Origin of the sequence: Rehaibacterium terrae (assembly GCF_014202935.1) — a bacterium.
Taxonomy (GTDB): Bacteria; Pseudomonadota; Gammaproteobacteria; order Xanthomonadales; family Xanthomonadaceae; genus Rehaibacterium; species Rehaibacterium terrae.
Window position 1 is genome coordinate 62,793 of the sequence record NZ_JACHHX010000005.1, and the last position, 16,525, is coordinate 79,317.

14 protein-coding genes and 1 riboswitch are annotated in these 16,525 nt (G+C 72.0%); of the genes, 5 read left to right on the top strand and 9 right to left on the bottom strand.

The window, feature by feature from the left end; genetic code table 11:
* Positions 1-37: 37 nt before the first annotated feature.
* The 5 genes from dusB to HNQ58_RS04775 form a co-directional block, all read right to left on the bottom strand.
* Positions 38-1,036, bottom strand: coding sequence for a tRNA dihydrouridine synthase DusB (dusB, locus tag HNQ58_RS04755; protein ID WP_183947652.1), 999 nt, complete (start codon positions 1,034-1,036; stop codon positions 38-40).
* A 55-nt stretch (positions 1,037-1,091) separates the two neighbouring features.
* Entirely contained in the window at positions 1,092-2,060 is a 969-nt protein-coding gene (locus HNQ58_RS04760; RefSeq protein ID WP_183947653.1) for a ribokinase, read from the bottom strand.
* A gap of 2 nt (positions 2,061-2,062) precedes the next feature.
* A complete protein-coding gene (locus HNQ58_RS04765; protein ID WP_183947654.1) occupies positions 2,063-3,334 on the bottom strand; it encodes a NupC/NupG family nucleoside CNT transporter in 1,272 nt (423 codons plus the stop codon).
* Positions 3,335-3,431: 97 nt separating this feature from the next.
* Positions 3,432-4,574 (bottom strand): GGDEF domain-containing protein, encoded by a 1,143-nt coding sequence (locus HNQ58_RS04770; protein ID WP_183947655.1) that lies wholly within the window; start codon positions 4,572-4,574, stop codon positions 3,432-3,434.
* Between the two features lie 58 nt (positions 4,575-4,632).
* Positions 4,633-5,202 (bottom strand): TMEM165/GDT1 family protein, encoded by a 570-nt coding sequence (locus tag HNQ58_RS04775; RefSeq protein WP_221301149.1) that lies wholly within the window; start codon positions 5,200-5,202, stop codon positions 4,633-4,635.
* Between the two features lie 90 nt (positions 5,203-5,292).
* A riboswitch (yybP-ykoY riboswitch) is annotated at positions 5,293-5,393 on the bottom strand.
* A gap of 72 nt (positions 5,394-5,465) precedes the next feature.
* Between HNQ58_RS04775 and HNQ58_RS04780 the strand changes: the two genes are divergently transcribed.
* The 5 genes from HNQ58_RS04780 to HNQ58_RS04800 all read left to right on the top strand — a co-directional run bounded on the left by HNQ58_RS04780 (position 5,466) and on the right by HNQ58_RS04800 (position 11,574).
* The gene (locus HNQ58_RS04780; RefSeq protein WP_183947656.1) at positions 5,466-7,091 is read left to right on the top strand and encodes an NAD+ synthase; all 1,626 of its coding nucleotides are present in this window, start codon (positions 5,466-5,468) and stop codon (positions 7,089-7,091) included.
* A 61-nt stretch (positions 7,092-7,152) separates the two neighbouring features.
* The gene (gene hemP / locus HNQ58_RS04785) at positions 7,153-7,344 is read left to right on the top strand and encodes a hemin uptake protein HemP (RefSeq protein ID WP_183947657.1); all 192 of its coding nucleotides are present in this window, start codon (positions 7,153-7,155) and stop codon (positions 7,342-7,344) included.
* Positions 7,345-7,686: 342 nt separating this feature from the next.
* Positions 7,687-9,945: a TonB-dependent hemoglobin/transferrin/lactoferrin family receptor gene (locus tag HNQ58_RS04790; RefSeq protein ID WP_183947658.1), complete on the top strand. Its 2,259-nt coding sequence runs from the start codon at positions 7,687-7,689 to the stop codon at positions 9,943-9,945.
* Positions 9,946-9,950: 5 nt separating this feature from the next.
* On the top strand, positions 9,951-10,550 hold the full coding sequence (locus HNQ58_RS04795) for a Hemin transport protein (RefSeq protein ID WP_183947659.1): 600 nt from the start codon (positions 9,951-9,953) through the stop codon (positions 10,548-10,550).
* A 127-nt stretch (positions 10,551-10,677) separates the two neighbouring features.
* Positions 10,678-11,574 carry a DUF6607 family protein gene (locus HNQ58_RS04800; protein WP_183947759.1) on the top strand — a complete coding sequence of 299 codons (897 nt, stop codon included), beginning with the start codon at positions 10,678-10,680 and terminating at the stop codon, positions 11,572-11,574.
* Positions 11,575-11,746: 172 nt separating this feature from the next.
* Here the strand turns inward: HNQ58_RS04800 and HNQ58_RS04805 are convergent, their stop codons facing one another.
* The 4 genes from HNQ58_RS04805 to HNQ58_RS04820 form a co-directional block, all read right to left on the bottom strand.
* The gene (locus HNQ58_RS04805) at positions 11,747-12,889 is read right to left on the bottom strand and encodes a PDZ domain-containing protein (protein WP_183947660.1); all 1,143 of its coding nucleotides are present in this window, start codon (positions 12,887-12,889) and stop codon (positions 11,747-11,749) included.
* Positions 12,890-12,908: 19 nt separating this feature from the next.
* Entirely contained in the window at positions 12,909-13,445 is a 537-nt protein-coding gene (locus HNQ58_RS04810) for a hypothetical protein (protein WP_343057188.1), read from the bottom strand.
* Positions 13,438-14,010: an RNA polymerase sigma factor gene (locus tag HNQ58_RS04815; RefSeq protein ID WP_343057189.1), complete on the bottom strand. Its 573-nt coding sequence runs from the start codon at positions 14,008-14,010 to the stop codon at positions 13,438-13,440. The genes HNQ58_RS04810 and HNQ58_RS04815 overlap by 8 nt, the downstream gene beginning before the upstream one ends.
* Positions 14,011-14,127: 117 nt before the next feature.
* The gene (locus HNQ58_RS04820) at positions 14,128-16,335 is read right to left on the bottom strand and encodes a TonB-dependent receptor family protein (RefSeq protein ID WP_183947661.1); all 2,208 of its coding nucleotides are present in this window, start codon (positions 16,333-16,335) and stop codon (positions 14,128-14,130) included.
* Positions 16,336-16,525: the final 190 nt, after the last annotated feature.

The following is a 16,525-nucleotide window of genomic DNA, read 5'->3' on the forward strand; positions in this document are numbered from 1 at the left end:
GCGCCAGTGTCGCGCAGGCGGCGTTCGCGCCGCGTCATCAGGCCGCTGCGGGCAGGTGCGGCGTCACGCCGGCGATCAGCGCGTCGAAATAGTCGCGAGTCAGGCGCAGTTGCTCGTCGGCGCTCTCGGCGCGGTTGACCACGGCACGGAAGGCGGAATTTTCCGGGCGGTCCCTGGCATACCAGCCCAGGTGCTTGCGGGCGATGCGCACGCCCGATGGCTCACCGTAGAAGGCGTGCAGGGCTTGCAGGTGGCCGAGCAGGATATCGCGCACTTCGGCCAGTGACGGTGGCGGCAATTGCTCGCCGGTGGCCAGATAGTGCGCGATCTCGCGGAAGATCCACGGTCGCCCCTGTGCGGCGCGGCCGACCATCACCGCGTCGCAGCCGGTGTGGCGCAGCACGAAGGCGGCCTTCTGCGGCGAGTCGATGTCGCCGTTGGCCAGCACCGGGATGGACAGCGCCGCCTTGATCTCGGCGATGGTGTCGTACTCGGCCTGGCCGGTGTAGTGCTGGTCGCGGGTGCGGCCATGGATGGCGAGCGCGGCGATGCCGCAGTCCTGCGCGATGCGGGCGATGGCCGGCGCGTTGCGCTGATCGGCGGCCCAGCCGGTGCGGATCTTGAGCGTGACCGGCACCTCCACCGCCTTCACCACCGCCGTCAGGATGCGCGCCACCAGCGCCTCGTCGCGCATCAGCGCCGAGCCGGCCCAGGCATTGCAGACCTTCTTGGCCGGGCAGCCCATGTTGATGTCGATGATCTGCGCGCCGTGGGCGACGTTGTGGCGCGCCGCTTCGGCCATGATCTCGGGCACGGTGCCGGCGATCTGCACGCTGACCGGCTCGGGCTCGCCTTCGTGGTCCATGCGGTGCCGCGATTTGGCGGTCTGCCAGAAGCGCGGATCGGATGTGGTCATCTCCGACACGCACAGCCCCGCGCCCAGACGCTTGCACAGCATCCGGAACGGCTTGTCGGTGACGCCTGCCATCGGGGCGAGCGCCAGCGGCGGATCGATGACGTGGGGGGCGATGCGCATGGCGCGCATTGTACGCGCCGGGCGACCGCGGTCTGGGCCCGCCGCTCGTGCCGTCTCAGCCGCCGTAACGCGCCTGGAACTCCGCCCGGGTCGGCATCGCCAGCGCCGCGCCGGGGCGTTCGGTGGAGAGGGCGGCGTAGCGGTTGGCGAGGCGCACGGCGTCGGCGAACGGGCGCCCGGGGTGCAGCGCCAGGGCGGCGGCCAGGGCACCGTTGAAGGCGTCGCCGGCGCCGGTGGTGTCGATGGCCTCGACCGCTTCGCCGGCGATGCGGTAGTGCGTCGCCTCGTCGCCGCGCAGCTGGCCGTCGGCATGCGAGACGAAGCAGCCGCGCGCGCCCAGCGTCACCACCACGGTCGGGACGCCGAGCCTGCGGCACAGCGCGTGCAGTTCGTCGTCGCCGAGCGTGGCGACGCCTTCGCCGGCGACAGGTCCACCGCGCTGGGCGGCGAGCACGGCGGCGAATTCGGTTTCGTTGGGGGTGAGGATGTCGGTGTCGGACAGCGCGATGGCGCTCACGCCGGCATCGACCGGGGCAGGATTGAGGATGGTGATGCGGCCGGCGCTGCGGGCCAGCGCCAGTGCGGTCTCGACGGCGGCGGTGTTCACTTCCAGCTGCGTCAGCACCACGTGCGCCGCGCGCAACTGCTCGGCCTGGCCGCGCACGAAGCGTTCGGACAGCACCGCATTGGCGCCGGGCGCGACCACGATCTGGTTGCGGCCCTGGCCGTCGACGATCACGGCGGCGCTGCCGGTGGCTTCGCCGGGCGGTCGCTGCACGCGCATGGCGAGGTGGTACTCGCGGGCCAGGTCCATGGCGTGCTCGCCGGCGGGATCCTCGCCGAGCGCACCGATGAACAGCGTCTGCGCGCCGAGCCGGGCGGCGGCCACCGCCTGGTTGAAGCCCTTGCCGCCGGGGCCGGTGTGGTAGCGGCCGAGGCGGGTCTCGCCCGGCGCGGGCAGGCGGTCGGCGACCCAGACGTGGTCCTGGTTGTACGAGCCGACGACGGCGACCTGCGCGCTCATGCTCAGCCCACGTAGCTGGTCAGCACGCCGGCGATGGTGGCGGTCATGAAGGTGGCCAGGGTGCCGCCGAGCACGGCCTTGAGGCCGAAGCGGGCCAGGTCGCTGCGCCGCTCCGGCGCGATGCCTCCGATGCCGCCGAGCTGGATCGCGATCGAGCTGAAGTTGGCGAAACCGCACAGCGCATAGGTGGCGATCAGCCGGGACTTGTCGCTGAGGCTGGCCTGGATCTCGGCCAGCTGCACGTAGGCGACGAATTCGTTGAGCACCACCTTGGTGCCGATCAGGCCGCCGACCGTGACCGCGTCCGACCACGGCACGCCGATGATCCAGGCGATCGGCGCCAGCACGAAGCCGAACAGGGTGGACAGGTTGAGCTCGCGGCCGAGCGCGGCATTGATGCCGCTGATCTCGCCCAGCCAGGCGATCGGCGCGTCGAGCAGCGCGATCAGGGCGATGAAGGCCAGCAGCATGGCGCCGACGTTCAGCGCCAGCCGCAGGCCGTCGGCGGCGCCGGCGGCGGCGGCGTCGATGACGTTGGCGGTGTTCTGCTCGACCTCGATCCGGACCTGGCCGCGGGTGAGCGGCTCGCCGGTCTCGGGGGCGAGGATCTTGGCGATCACCAGCGTGGCCGGCGCGGCCATGATGCTGGCGGTGATCAGGTGCTTGGCGTACTCGGCCTGCGCGGCCGGATCGGGACCACCGAGCATCAGCACGTAGGCGCCGAGCACGCCGCCGGCGATGGTCGCCATGCCGCCGACCATCAGCGTGAGCAGCTCGGACGGGGTCATCTTCGCGATGTACGGCTTGACCACCAGCGGCGCCTCGGTCTGGCCGATGAAGGCGTTGGCGCACACGCTCAGCGTCTCGGCGCCGGAGACCTTCATCACCTTGGTGATCACCCAGGCCATGCCCTTGACGATCGCCTGCATCACGCCCAGGTGGTACAGCACGCTCATGAAGGCAGCGAAGAAGATGATCGTCGGCAGCACCTGGAAGGCGAACACGAAGCCGACCTTCTCCGAGCGCGCGAAGTCCCCGAAGATGAAGGCCGCGCCCTGCTGGGTGAAGCCGAGCAGCTTGACGAAGCCCGAGCTCAGGGCCCCGAACGCGCCTGCGCCCCAGGGCGTGAGCAGCACGAAGCAGGCGAACGCCAGTTGCAGGCCCACGCCGGTGGCGACCAGCCGCCAGTCGACCGCGCGCCGGTTGTCGGAGAACAGCCAGGCGATGGCCAGCAGGGTGGTCAGGCCGAGCAGGCCGAAGAGGATGTCGAGCATGCGGGGTTCCGGGCGTGACGGCGGAAAGGTCGGGGCAGGGTAGAGCAGGGGCGGGGGGGCGGCAATACGCGCCGCGGCGGCGCCGGGACCGCCCGGCTCAGGCCGGTTCGTCGCGGGCGACGGTGCGGTTGCGGCCCAGCCGCTTGGCGGCGCGCAGGCGCAGGTCGGCCTGGCGCATCAGGCTGGAGACATCGGCACCGTCCTGCGGGAAGCTGGCCAGGCCGGCGCTGAAGGTCATGCTGCGGTGGGCCTCGCCGGCCTCCGGCACGAAGGGCGTGTCGGCCAGCCGCCGGCGCAGTGCCTCGACGCGCTCCCAGGCCGTGCCCATCGGGTGGCGCAGCAGCAGCACGAACTGCTCGCCGCCGATGCGGATCATCATCTCGCCCGGTTCGGCCGGTTCGCGCAGGCACCGCACGGCGTGGCGCAGCGCGCGGTCGCCGGCGAGATGGCCGAGCTCGTCGTTGATGCGCTTGAAGTGGTCCAGGTCGATCAGCGCCAGCGTGATGGGCGCGCCCTCCTCGCGCGCATCCTCCAGCATCTGCGGCACGCGATGGACGAGCAGGGCGCGGTTGGGCAGGCCGGTCAGGCCGTCGATGCCGGACATCGCCACCAGCCGCTGCATGCGGTAGACGATCACCGCGGTGATCAGCGTGGTCGCCACCAGCAGCACGACGCGCTGAGCCTGATTGCTCACCGAGGCGGTGCCGTACTCGGGCGAGAACAGCAGCGTGTCCGGCGGCTGCGAGAGAAAGGTCCACAGCACCAGCCCGCCGTACTGCAGCAGCGCCAGCGCGCCGGCGAACAGGGTCACCCGGCCGTCGTTGCGCAGCGCGGTGACGAAGATCACCAGCAGGTAGATGGCGAACACCACCATGCTGTTGAGCGCGCCGGCCGGATCGATCCGCAGCAGCAGCACCAGCACCAGGGTGACCATGCCCAGGTCCGAGGCGCTGGTGACGAACGGCAGCCAGCGGTAGCGGCGGCGGTGCTTGGCCAGCGCCAGCCAGGCCTGGGCCAGGACGTTGGCGAGAATCACGCCGGTCAGCCCGGCCAGGGTCTCCTGCAGGGTGCCGTCGGTGAGCCAGTTGAGCAGCGGCAGCAGGAACAGCAGCAGCGAGATCGCCGCACGCAGCCGCGCCAGCAGCAGCTCGCCGCCGGCACCGATGTCGAGCATGAGATCGTCCGGGCGCTCGAACAGCGAGCGCTGCAGATCCCTGACGGTAGTCCCCAGTGTGCTCATCGCCGCGTGGCAGCCTTCCCCCGAAGGTGTCCAGCATACCCGTGCCCGGGCGGCCGGATCAGCCCAGCCCCCGCAGCGCCACCCACAGCGCCAGCGCGGCGAAGATCGCCGCGGCGGCCCAGCGCGCGTGCTTCAGCGGCAGGCGGTGAGCGAATCCTGCCCCCAGCGCCACCACCGGCGCGTTGGCCAGCAGCATGCCGAGGGTGGTGCCGGCGATCACCTGCCACAACGGCTCGTAGCGCGCCGCCAGCACCACGGTGGCGACCTGGGTCTTGTCGCCGATCTCGACCAGGAAGAAGGCGATCAGGGTGGCGATGAAGGCGCCGTGGCGCGGCGTCCTGGCCTCGGACTCGTCGAGTTTGTCGGGGATCAGCGCCCAGCCGGCGACCAGCAGGAAGGAGGCGACCACCGCCGAGCGCACCAGTGTCTCCGGCAGCGCGGTGGCGACCCAGGCGCCGGCCCAGGCGGCGAGCGCATGGTTGGCGAGGGTGGCGACGAGGATGCCGGCGACGATTGGCCACGGCCGGCGGTAGCGCGCGGCCAGCACCAGGGCGAGCAGCTGGGTCTTGTCGCCGATCTCGGCGACGGCCACCGCGAGGGTGGAAACGGACAGGGCGGTCAGCGACATGTTGACTCCGGGGCCGGGCGCGGACGACACGAAGGCCGGCATCGCGCGGCCCGGCCCGGGTCGGCGCGACGCCCGCCTTCGGTCTTGCCCGGGCGGTCCATGAGGACCGGCCTCGCGCACCATGGCTGCCGCCAAGTGTGTTGATGCGCGACCCCGCCGCGGCGGGTGGGCTACTCCCCGAAGTCGAGGAAAGCGGCGGGATTATAGCCGAGCCGGCCCCGCCGCACCTCCTGTCCGGCGCGCCCGGCCCGCATAATGCGCGGATGGACCAAGCCCTGCGCCTCGCCCTCGCCCAGTTCGACTTTCCCGTCGGCGACGTCGCCGGCAACACCCGCCGCATCGTCGAGGCCATCGCCGAGGCGCGCGACCGCCACGGCGCCGATCTGGTGCTGTTCCCGGAGCTGGCGGTCTGCGGCTACCCGCCCGAGGACCTGCTGCTGCGGCCGAGCTTCCTCGCCGCCTGCGAGGAGGCGCTGGACGAGATCGCCGCGGCGGCGCGCGGCATCGTGGCCGTGGTCGGCCACCCGCAGGCGGCCGGCGCGGTGGTCTACAACGCCGCCAGCGTGCTGCGCGCGGGCCGCATCGAGCACACCTACCGCAAACGCGAACTGCCGAACTACGCGGTGTTCGACGAGCGCCGCTACTTCGCCCGCGGCGGTGCCAGCCCCTGCGTGTTCGAGGTGAAGGGCGTGCCGCTGGGGCTGGTGATCTGCGAGGACCTCTGGCATGCCGACCCGCTGGCGCAGACCGCCGCCGCCGGCGCCGAGCTGGTGGTGGTGCCGAACGCCTCGCCGTTCGAGCGCGACAAGGCGGCCGAGCGCGACGCGCTGCTGGAGCGCCGCGCGCGCGAGGCCGGTGCGGCCATCGCCTACCTCAACCTGATCGGCGGCCAGGACGAGCTGGTGTTCGACGGCGGCGCCTGCCTGGTCGATGCCGACGGCAGCGTGCATCCCTCCGCGCAGGCGTTCGCGCCGCACTGGCTGGTGGCCGACTACCACCCCGGCGCGCGCCGCTTCCACCGCACGCTGTGGCCCGAGGAGCAGGACGAGAGCCGCGAGTCGCTGGCCTACCGCGCCGTGGTCACCGGCATCCGCGACTACGTGCGCAAGAACGGCTTCCAGTCGGTGCTGCTCGGCCTGTCCGGCGGCATCGACTCGGCGCTGACCCTGGTGATGGCGGTGGATGCGCTCGGCGCCGACCACGTCACCGCCGTGCGGCTGCCGTCGCGCTACACCTCCGACCTCAGCAACGACCTCGCCGCCGAGCAGGCCGCCGCGCTCGGCGTGCGGCTGGAGACGCTGCCGATCGAGGCGCCGTTCCAGGGCTTCCTCGCCGCACTGGGCCCGCTGTTCGCCGGCCGCGCGCCCGACCTCACCGAGGAAAACCTGCAGTCGCGCTGCCGCGGTGCGCTGCTGATGGCGCTGAGCAACAAGTTCGGCCACCTGCTGCTGACCACCGGCAACAAGAGCGAGTACGCGGTCGGCTACGCCACCATCTACGGCGACATGTGCGGCGGCTTCGCGCCGCTCAAGGACCTGTACAAGACCGAGGTCTACGCGCTCAGCCGCTGGCGCAACGCCATCTCGCCGGCGATCCCCGAGGCGGTGATCGCCCGCGCGCCCTCGGCCGAGCTGCGCGAGCACCAGACCGACCAGGACTCGCTGCCGCCCTACGAGTTGCTCGACGCCATCCTGCACGCCTATGTCGACGAGGAGCGCTCGCGCGAGGAGATCGTCGCGCAGGGCTTCGACGCCGCCACCGTCGAGCGGGTCGCGCGGCTGGTCAAGCTCAGCGAGTGGAAGCGCCGCCAGTCGGCACCGGGCCCGAAGGTCTCCCGCCGCGCCTTCGGCCGCGAGCGGCGCTACCCGATCACCTCGGGCTGGTGCTGACCCGTTGACATGCGAATGAGAACCATTATCATTTGATCCGTCCATCACGGAGGGCGGATCCATGCAGGTATACGAAACACCCCATGCCGGTTCGATGCGCGCTGCGTCCGAGCGGCCGGCCTTGCCGTCCCGCGAGCGCGAGCTGAGCAGCCTGGAGCTGCTGCGTGGGGCGCGCGAGGTCGTCATCCGCCACGGCGAGCAGACCTATCGCCTGCGCCACACCCGCAACGACAAGCTGATCCTGACCAAGTGACCGCGGTGCGGGCGGGTGCCCGCATCGTGGGCTTGCCGATCGGTAGGGGCGGCTTCAGCCGCGACTACGGATTGCGGGGGAGTGAGTGAAAGTGAGTGAAGAGAAGTGAGTGAAGAGGAGTGAGAAACCAGGGAAAGCATCGGCGTGTCGACGCCTGGCGCTTCCCTCACTCCTCTTCACCCGTTTTCCGCTTCCCCGGCCGCGGCTGAAGCCGCGCCCACGAAGACGAGCGTGCGCGCCGCGCCGCGAAAATTTCCCAGGCCGCCAGCCCCGCCGGTTCCTCTCTCGCCGGCTCCAGCCCGCCGCCTTTCGATCTCGACGAAAGACGCCGCTGGAGTACCGATGCGATTCCATCCGCTTGCCCTCGCCCTGTGGCTGGCCCTGCCGGCCGCCGCGCAGGATTCCGCCGTTCCCGAACAGCCCGGCGCCGTCGCTGCCGCCAACGTCCATGAGCTCGAGCGCATCACCGTCAGCGCCACGCTGAGCGCGCGCGCGGTCGGCGGCGTGCCGGCCGCGCCGATCGTGATCGAGCGCGAGCGCATGGACGCGGAACTGGTGCGCGACATCCGCGGCCTGGTGCGCTACGAGCCGGGCGTGTCGGTGACCTCCTCGTTCGGCCGTTTCGGCCTCGGCGGTTTCCGCATCCGCGGCCTGGACGGCAACCGGGTACGGATCGAGATCGACGGCGCGCCGGTGCCGGAGAGCTTCGCCATCGGCAGCTTCGCCAACGCCTCGCGCGACGCGGTCGATCTGGACCTGCTCAAGCGGGTGGAGATCCTGCGCGGCCCGGGCTCGGCCCTGTACGGCTCGGACGCGCTCGGCGGCGTGGTGGTGTTCACCAGCAAGGATCCGGAAGACCTGTTGCGCGCCGGCCGCGACCGCCACGTCGGCTTCAAGGCCGGCTACGACAGCGGCGACCGCGGCCTGTTCGCCGGCGCCACCACTGCCTTCGCCGGCGAGCGCTGGTCGGGCCTGCTGGCGCTGAGCCATCGCCAGGGCCGCGAGACCCGCAATCGCGGCGATGACGGCAGCGACGGCAGCGCGCGCACGCGGCCCAATCCGCAGGACTACCGCGGCCTCGCTCTGCTCGCCAAACTGGGTTTCGCGCCCGACGCCGACCAGCGCTTCCGGCTCAGCGTCGATGCCGGCGAGTCGCAGGTGCAGACCGACGTGCGCAGCGGCCTCGGCCCGGTCGCCGGCTTCGGCGCGCCGGTGCGGGTGCTGTCGCTGGACGGCGACGACCGCCAGACGCGCGCGCGGGTCGCGTTCGACCACGCGCACGACGCGGTCGAGGCCGGCTGGGCCGACGCCTTCCGCTGGCAGCTGTACCGGCAGGATTCGGAAACCACCCAGGACACCTTCGAGCGCCGCGCCAGCGTGGTCGCCGGCCAGCCGGGACCGGTCACCCGCCGCGAGCGGCGGTTCGACTTCGACCAGCGCGCCTACGGCGGCGAGTTCATCGCCTTCAAGGGCTTCGCGACCGGTGCGGCGGCGCATTACCTGAGCTACGGCGTCGAGTTCGAGCGCCGGCGGCTGGCGCAGAAGCGCGACGGCCGCGCGATCCTGCCCAATGGCAGCGTGACCAACGTGATCTCGCCGGACACCTTCCCGGTGCGCGACTTCCCGCTGTCGACCGTCACCGCACTGGCGGCCTTCGCGCAGGACGAGATCGCGCTGGCGGACGGCCGCTGGCTGCTGGTGCCGGGCCTGCGGGTGGACCGCTTCGAGCTGTCGCCCAAGGACGATCCGCTGTTCGCCGCGCGCAATCCGGGCATCGTGCCGACCGCGGTCCGCGAGACGCGGCTGTCACCCAAGTTCGGCGCGGTGTGGAAGCTCGACGACCGCTGGTCGCTGTTCGGCCACTGGGCGCGTGGTTTCCGCGCGCCGCCGTACAGCGACGTCAACCTCGGCTTCACCAACCTGCAGTTCGGCTACACCGCGCTGCCCAATCCCGACCTCCGGCCGGAAACCAGCGACGGTTTCGAGCTCGGCCTGCGCGCCGGCGGCGAGGCCGGCTGGCTGAGCCTGTCGCTGTTCCACAACCGCTACCGCGACTTCATCGAGTCGCTGCGCCCGCTCGGCCGCGACCCGCAGACCGGCCTGCTCGTGTTCCAGTCGCAGAACATCGGCCGCGCCAGGATCGAGGGCGTCGAATTCAAGGGCGGGCTGGCACTGCGGACCTTCGCGGCGGCGCTGGCGCCCTGGGAACTGCGCGCCGCGGCCGCCTGGCAGCGTGGCGAGGACGAGATCGCCGGCACGCCGCTGGCTTCGGTCGATCCGCCCAGCCTGGTGCTCGGCCTGCGCCGCGACGGCGTGCGCATCGACCACGAGTTGGTCGGCCGCTTCGTGCGCCGACACGACCGCCTGCCGACGGTCGCCGGCGCGCCGGCCTTCGCCGCGCCCGGCCACGCGGTGTTCGACTGGCTGGTCGACATCGACCTCGCCGAGGGGCTGCGGCTCAACGCCGGCCTGTTCAACCTGTTCGACCGCAAGCACTTCGAGGCCGGCGCGCTGCCGCTGCTGGCGGCCGACAGCGGCAACGCCGACCGCTACACCGCGCCCGGCCGCACCCTGGCCTTCAGCGTCCACGTCGACTGGTGAGCGTCATGCGCCCGCCGCCCTCCGCCCCCGCCGCGCCGCTCGACTGGCCAAGGCTGTGCCAGTCGCTGGCGGCGCTCGGCGCCGTGCTCTGCCTGTACGCCGGCGAGCGCAGCCCGCAGCAGGGCGTGTTGCGGGGCGATGCGCCCTTGCCCTGGCAGCGCGAGCTGCTCGGTCTGCTCAGCGCCGAGCGGCTGGAGCCGGTGGTCAGCCTGGACAGCGACGGGCCGTTGGAGGGGCTGTGGTTCCTCGATGACGAGGGGCGCCCCGGTTTCGGCCTGTGCCTGCTCCCGGACAGCGACTTCCTCGCCTGGGAGCGGCTACTGGCCGGGCTGCCGGCGTGCCGGAACGCGGTCGGCGGCTGGTGCGAACGCCTGCTGACGCGGCTGGCGCGGCGCTGGCGCGGCGAGGACTGGCGCGCCGGCCTGCGCCGGTTCCGCTTCGGCGTGGCGGCCGGTCTGCCGGTGCTGGCGCTGGAGCCGGTGGCGCGGATCTCGCCGGTCAGTGTGCACGCCGCCCACCGCCTCGCGCAGCGCAGCCACGCCCGTTTCGATTCCCATGCCGACGCCTGCTGCCGCGCCTGTGGCCGGCTCGGTCTCCACCACTGACGGAGTCATTCAACCCATGTACCTGCACTTGCCACGATCCGTTCCGCTCCTGTTCGCGGTGCTGGCCGTCGTCGCCACCGGCTGTGCCACGGACGCTGCACGCCATGCCGTCGCGCCTGCCGCGCCCATGGCGCCGACGCCCGCCGCAGCGCCCGAGGCCGACCGCCAGGCCATCCTCGCCATGCTCGGCGAGTACCGGGTGAGCTTCGCCTTCGACGAGACGGTGGTGCTGCAGCCGGGCTACGCGCGCGCCGCCCCGAAACGCAGCGGCGCCTACGAGTGGGTCGTGCTGGTCGAGGACAGCGGCGACCGGATCGTGCTGCAGCACCTGCTGGTCTCGCCCGGCGGCCACGTCACCAAGCACTGGCGGCAGGACTGGCACTGGCAGGCGCGCGAGCGGCTGGAATTCGCCGCCGACCAGACCTGGCGGCGCCGGCCGCTCGCACCCGAGCTGACGCGGGGTGCGTGGACACAGTGCGTGTACGAGGTCAGCGACGCGCCGCGTTACTGCGGCACCGGGCGCTGGAATCATCGCTACGGCAACGCCACCTGGACCTCCGACCGGACCTGGCGGCCGCTGCCGCGACGCGAATACACCGTGCGCGGGGACTACAACGCGCTCAACGTCGAAAACCGCCACACCGTCACGCCGGACGGCTGGACCCACGAGCAGGACAACAGCAAGGTGCGCCGCGCCGCCGACGGCAGCACCGAGGCCGTGCTGGTGCGCGAGTTCGGCTTCAACGACTACCGGCGTATCGCCGACCACGACTTTTCACCGGCGCGGCGCTACTGGCAGGCCACCGCCGGCTACTGGGCACGGGTGCGCAGGCATTGGGATGCGGCGGCAGCCGCCGGCGGACTGCGTCTGAACATGGCGGTGGACGGCATGCCGATGATCGAGGGCTTGTTCGCGCAGGCCGCGCGCGTCGAGCGTGGCGAGACGGTGGCCGACGCCGAGATCGACGCCCTGTTCTCGCGTTACGTTGAGCCGTTGCCGGATACCCGCCTGGGCCGGCGCTGAGGCGCGCCACGTTCGCGCCATGCCCGGCCGCGACGGGCCGAACCCGGGCCGGTGACCGCGACGCGGACCCAGGTCCGCGTCACGGCGGCGACGGCGGTCGCGACCGGCAGATGCGTGGTCCCCCGGGGCGGCTTGCCTGGCGCCTGCGGGGATCGTCCGGCAGGGCCGGCGCTCAGTGGATCGCGATGTGTCCGTGCCGGCGTTCGGTGGACCGCTCGGGGCCGCCGGCCTCGGCCAGCACGATCGTCGCGACGATGCCGTGCATGCCGGGGGCGTCAGGCGCCGCGGCCTGCGGGGGCTTCGGGGGCTTGGGTGGAGCGGGCGGTGCCGGCGGCGCTGGCGGCAGCGGCGGCATCATCCACTGGAAGGCCCGCGACGTCTCCGGTGCGGTGATCTCCACCGTCTGCGGGCGGCGGTCGCGCAGCAGCTCGATCAGCACCAGGTCGCCCGGCTGCTTCTCCTGCAGCTCGCGCATCGCTTCGCGCGGCGAGTTCACGTCCATGCCGTCGATCTTCAGGATCACGTCGCCCGACTGCAGTGCCGGGAAGTCCTCCGGCCCGCGCAGCACCAGCACGCCGCGGTCGGTGCCGAAGTAACGGCCGAGCTGGGCGTCCACGCTCGCCAGATTCAGGCCGCGCCAGCGGAAGGCCTGCGACAGCAGCGGCAGCGCGCAGTCCTCGTCCGTGGGGCAGCCGGCGAACGGGGCGATGCGGCCGATCTCCATGTCGATGCCGGGCACCACGATGCTGAATCCGTTCGCGCCGGGGAGGCGGAACTCGCCGCTGCCACCGAACACCATCACGCGCGTGCTCTTCTCGGCCTTCACGGTGGTCTCGGCGCGCTGGCCGTCGCGCTGGTAGGCGAGCCTGACTTCCTGGCCCTCGGTCAGGTCGCCGAGCAGCTTGCGGGCGCTTTCCAGGCGCTCCTCGGCGGTCGTGCCGGTGATCGCCTTGCCGTCGATGCCCAGCAGCACGTCGCCCGCGCGCAGCCCGGCGCGGGCGGCCGGGCCCTCGGGCGTGACGCCGCGCAACTGCACCGCGCCGTTCGCATCGCTGCCGAGGATGACGCCGATCACCGGCCGCTGCATCGCTTCGCGGCGCGTCTCGATGCGGGTGACGATCTGGTCGTGCAGATTGCCGGACTCGCGCGACAGCTCGGCCATGCGGCGGCCCAGTTCGGCCATCTGCCGGCGCAGCGCCTCCATTTCCTTGCGCGCCTCCTCGGCGCGTTCGGGGTCGGGCTGCGCCGGCTGGGCGAAGGCGCCGGCGGGTGCCAGGGCGAGCGCCAGCAGCAACGGAAGGGGACGAAGCTTCATCGGGGTTCTCCTTGCAGAATCAATAGGCGACGACCAGGGCGCCGTCGTAGCGCTCGCCCTGCGAGGCGAGCCATTGGCGGGAGGTTTCCAGGCCGGCCAGCTCGCGCAGCACTGCTACGCGTTGCCGCCACAACGGCAGACGCAGGCTGGCGTCGAGGGCCGGGTCGGCGAGGGCATCGTCGATCGCGGCGAGCCGGTCGTGCAGCGCCGCGCCCAGGGTGGCGACGCTGGCGCTGGCCACACTGTCGTCGGCGGCGACCAGCAGCAGCGCCTCCAGACGTGCCGACTCGTCGTAGAGCGCATCCAGCGCCAGCGTGTCGGCATCCGGGGCGGCGGGCCCGGACGGCGTCGGCGTGTGCAGCAGCGGCAAGGCCAAGGCGAGCGCGAGCACGGCCGCCGCGGCGGCGAGCCAAGGCAGGCGGCGCGGCGCGCGCCGCGGCAGCCGGGCGGCGATCGCCGGCCAGGTGCTGCGCTCGGGCGCCTCGGCCGGCAGCGCGCGGAGGGCATGGCCCAGGTCGATGCCCTCGGGGCGGGAAGGACGGATGTCGTCAGGCACGGCTGACCTCCTGTTCGTGCAGGCGCAGCAGCTCGCGCAGGCGGCGGGTGCCGCGCGCCAGCTGCGACTTGGAGAAGCTCACCGAGCGGCCCATCTGCGCGGCGATCTCGTCGTGGGTGTAGCCTTCGGCGTGGTACAGCCAGATCACGCTGCGGGTGACGTCGGGCAACTGCGCCAGCGCGCGCACCAGCGTGGCCGCGTCGGTAGCCGAAGGCGGCAGCAGCTGCTCACCGGGTTCGAGCTCCGGCTCGGGCGGATCGTCGGTGAACCGCAGGCGGTCGCGCTTGCGCAGCCGCATCAGCGCCTCGTTCACCGCCACCTGCCGCAGCCAGCCCCAGAACGGCGACTCGCCGCGGAACTCGCCGAGGCGGCTGAACACCTTGAGCATCGCGTCCTGCAACACCTCCATCGCCTCCTCGCGGTCACCGAGCATGCGCAGCGCCAGCGTGAACACCGGCCGCTCGAACCAGCGGTAGAGCTGCTCGAACGCCTTGCCGTCACCGCGTCTGGCGCGGGCCAGCAGGCTGTCGGGCACGTCGATGGCGAAGGCGGTCGGGGCGCTCACGAGCCATAGGATGCGCCTGCGCGGGGAAGGGTCGCAGGTGGAGCCGGGTCCCGCCAAAAAAGAAGGCCGGGTGTCGCCACCCGGCCCTCGTGTCGTCCCTGACGGGGGAGAGAGCGGTCAGAACCGGTAGCGCATGCCGACGAAGCCGGTGCGCGGCTGGCCCGGGCGGGCGCCGGACGGGCGCCGGGAGACGATGTAGGTCTCGTCGAACAGGTTCTCGACCCGGGCGTACAGCTCGGCGTTGTCGGTGAGCTGCCAGCCGGCCGAGAGGTCGAACACCCAGGCCGCATCGGTTCGCTGGCCGGCGGCGGGGGTGCCCTGGCCGGCGCGGGTACGCATGTCGTCGATGTAGTTGGCGGCCAGGTTGATCCGCCAGCGCTCGCCCTCGATGCCGGCCTGGGCATTGAACAGGTGCTCGGGCAGGTAGGGCAGGCGGTCGCCGCTGGCCACGGTGCCCCATTCGCCGAAGCTGGAGGTGAAGGCGTTGCGGAACTCGGCGCGGGTGAAGGTGTAGGCGGCCGACACCGGAATGTTCAGCGCGCCGGCGCGGAAGCGGTAGCCGAGGTTGGCCTCGATGCCGCGGATGCGCGCCTTGCCGCCGTCGAACTGGTCGCCGATGTTGCAGCCGCCGCCGGTGGAGGCGGTGCAGGTGCCGATCAGGTTGTCGTACTCGTTCCAGAAGCCGAGCAGTTCGCCGCGCAGGCCGTTGCTGGCGTAGCGCAGGCCGAACTCGCCGTTGACGCTCTCCTCGGCGTCGACGCCGGTGCCCGGCGCCGGCGGGTTGTAGCCGCGGTGCAGGCTGCCGAACACGGTGAGGTCGTCGCTGAGCAGCCAGGTCACGCCCAGGCCGGGAATGAAGGCGTCGACGGTGTCGCGCAGCACGCGGGTCGGACCGGCGTCGCGGCCGTTGGTGGTCAGCGCGAAATCCTCGCGGGTGAGCCGGATGCGCTCGAAGCGCACGCCCGGGGTGATGATCCACCGGCCGTAGCGGATCTCGTCCTGCACGTAGGCCGAGAAGGCTTCGGCGGAGGCGACGCGGTTGTCCTGCGTGCCCGGGGCGCCGTCGGAGGTCAGCACCAGACGGCCGTCCTGCATGCGGTAGCGGTCGTCGTCCTGGAAGCGGTCCTCCTCGTCCCGGTGCCAGCGCAGGCCGAATTCGACGTTGTGTTCGGCGGTGCCGGCGAACTTCCAGCCCAGCACCGACTGGATGCCCTGCGCGTAGTACTTGCGGTTGTTGTTGCGCAGGCGCAGCGCACCGTCCGGGCTGGTGGCGCCGGTCAGCCAGGCGTACTGGTCGGCGAAGGTGGCCGGGTTGGCGAGGATGTTGGCGAGGCTGACCCAGCCGGTGTCGGCGCTGTTGCGCACGTCGTTGAGCTTGTACCAGTTGCGCGCGAACTCGGTGCGGTAGGCGACCGTGGTGAGGTCCACGTTGTCCGCCAGCTCGATGAAGTGGTTGACCTGCGCCAGCTCGTGGGTGGTGGCGATGTTGTCCAGCTGCGAGGCGGCGTAGCGGCGGTTCGGCATGGCGCGGAAGTCGGCGTCGGTCAGGCCGAGGTAGGTTTCGTCGCTGTCCTGGGTGGTGCGCGAGACCTTGAGTTCCAGCTCCTGGTAGCGCGCGGCGTTGCTGTCGGAGTTGACGCGGACCTTGGCCAGCACGTCGTCGAGCCGGTAGCCGGTGTCGCCGCCGCCGTCCAGGCGCTTGAAGCCGTCGCTGCGCTGGTACACGCCCTCGACCAGGAAGCCGAAGCGCTCCTGGCTGGTGCCGGCCCAGGTGTGACCGAGCAGGGTGTTGTCGCGGCCGTAGCTGAGGTCGACCAGGCCGGCCGGGCCGGTCGGGATCGGAGTGGAGAGCAGGTTGATCACGCCGCCGGTGGTGCGCGGGCCGGCCTTGACCGAGGACGAACCCTTGCGCACCTCGACCGCGCTCATCCGCGCCATGGTCGGGAAGTAGTAGGCGGCCGGCGCGGCGTAGGGCGCCGGCGCGATCAGCACGCCGTCCTCCATCACCGTGATGCGGTTGTTGCGGTCGGTGCCGGAGCCGCGGATGCCGATGTTGGGACGCAGGCCGTAGCCCTCTTCCTCGACCAGATACACGCCGGGCACTTCGCGCAGCACGCGGTTGACGTCGCGGTAGTTGTGCTTCTCCAACTGCTGGCTGTCGATGTAGTGGGCGGAGCCGGCGGTTTCCTGCGCCTGCTCGACGCTGCCGACCACGGTGAGGCGGTCGAGGCGGGCGGCCAGCGGCTCGGCATGGGCGGGGTGCAGGGCCTGCAGGACGGCCAGGGACAGGGCGCAGGGGAGAAGCGTGCGGATCGGGGCGCGCATGTTCTTGTTCTCTGTGGCTATCGGGGATCGTGGGAGGTGGAACGTCGGGGCGAATCCTAGTGAAAACGAGAATGATTCGCAATACATTTCCTTGACCTGGATCACCCGGCTTGCGGTCGCCGCCGGCGGCGGCCGGCGTGACGGGCAGGGCAGTCGCTCGGCTATGATCCGGCGACCCCGTCACAAGGAA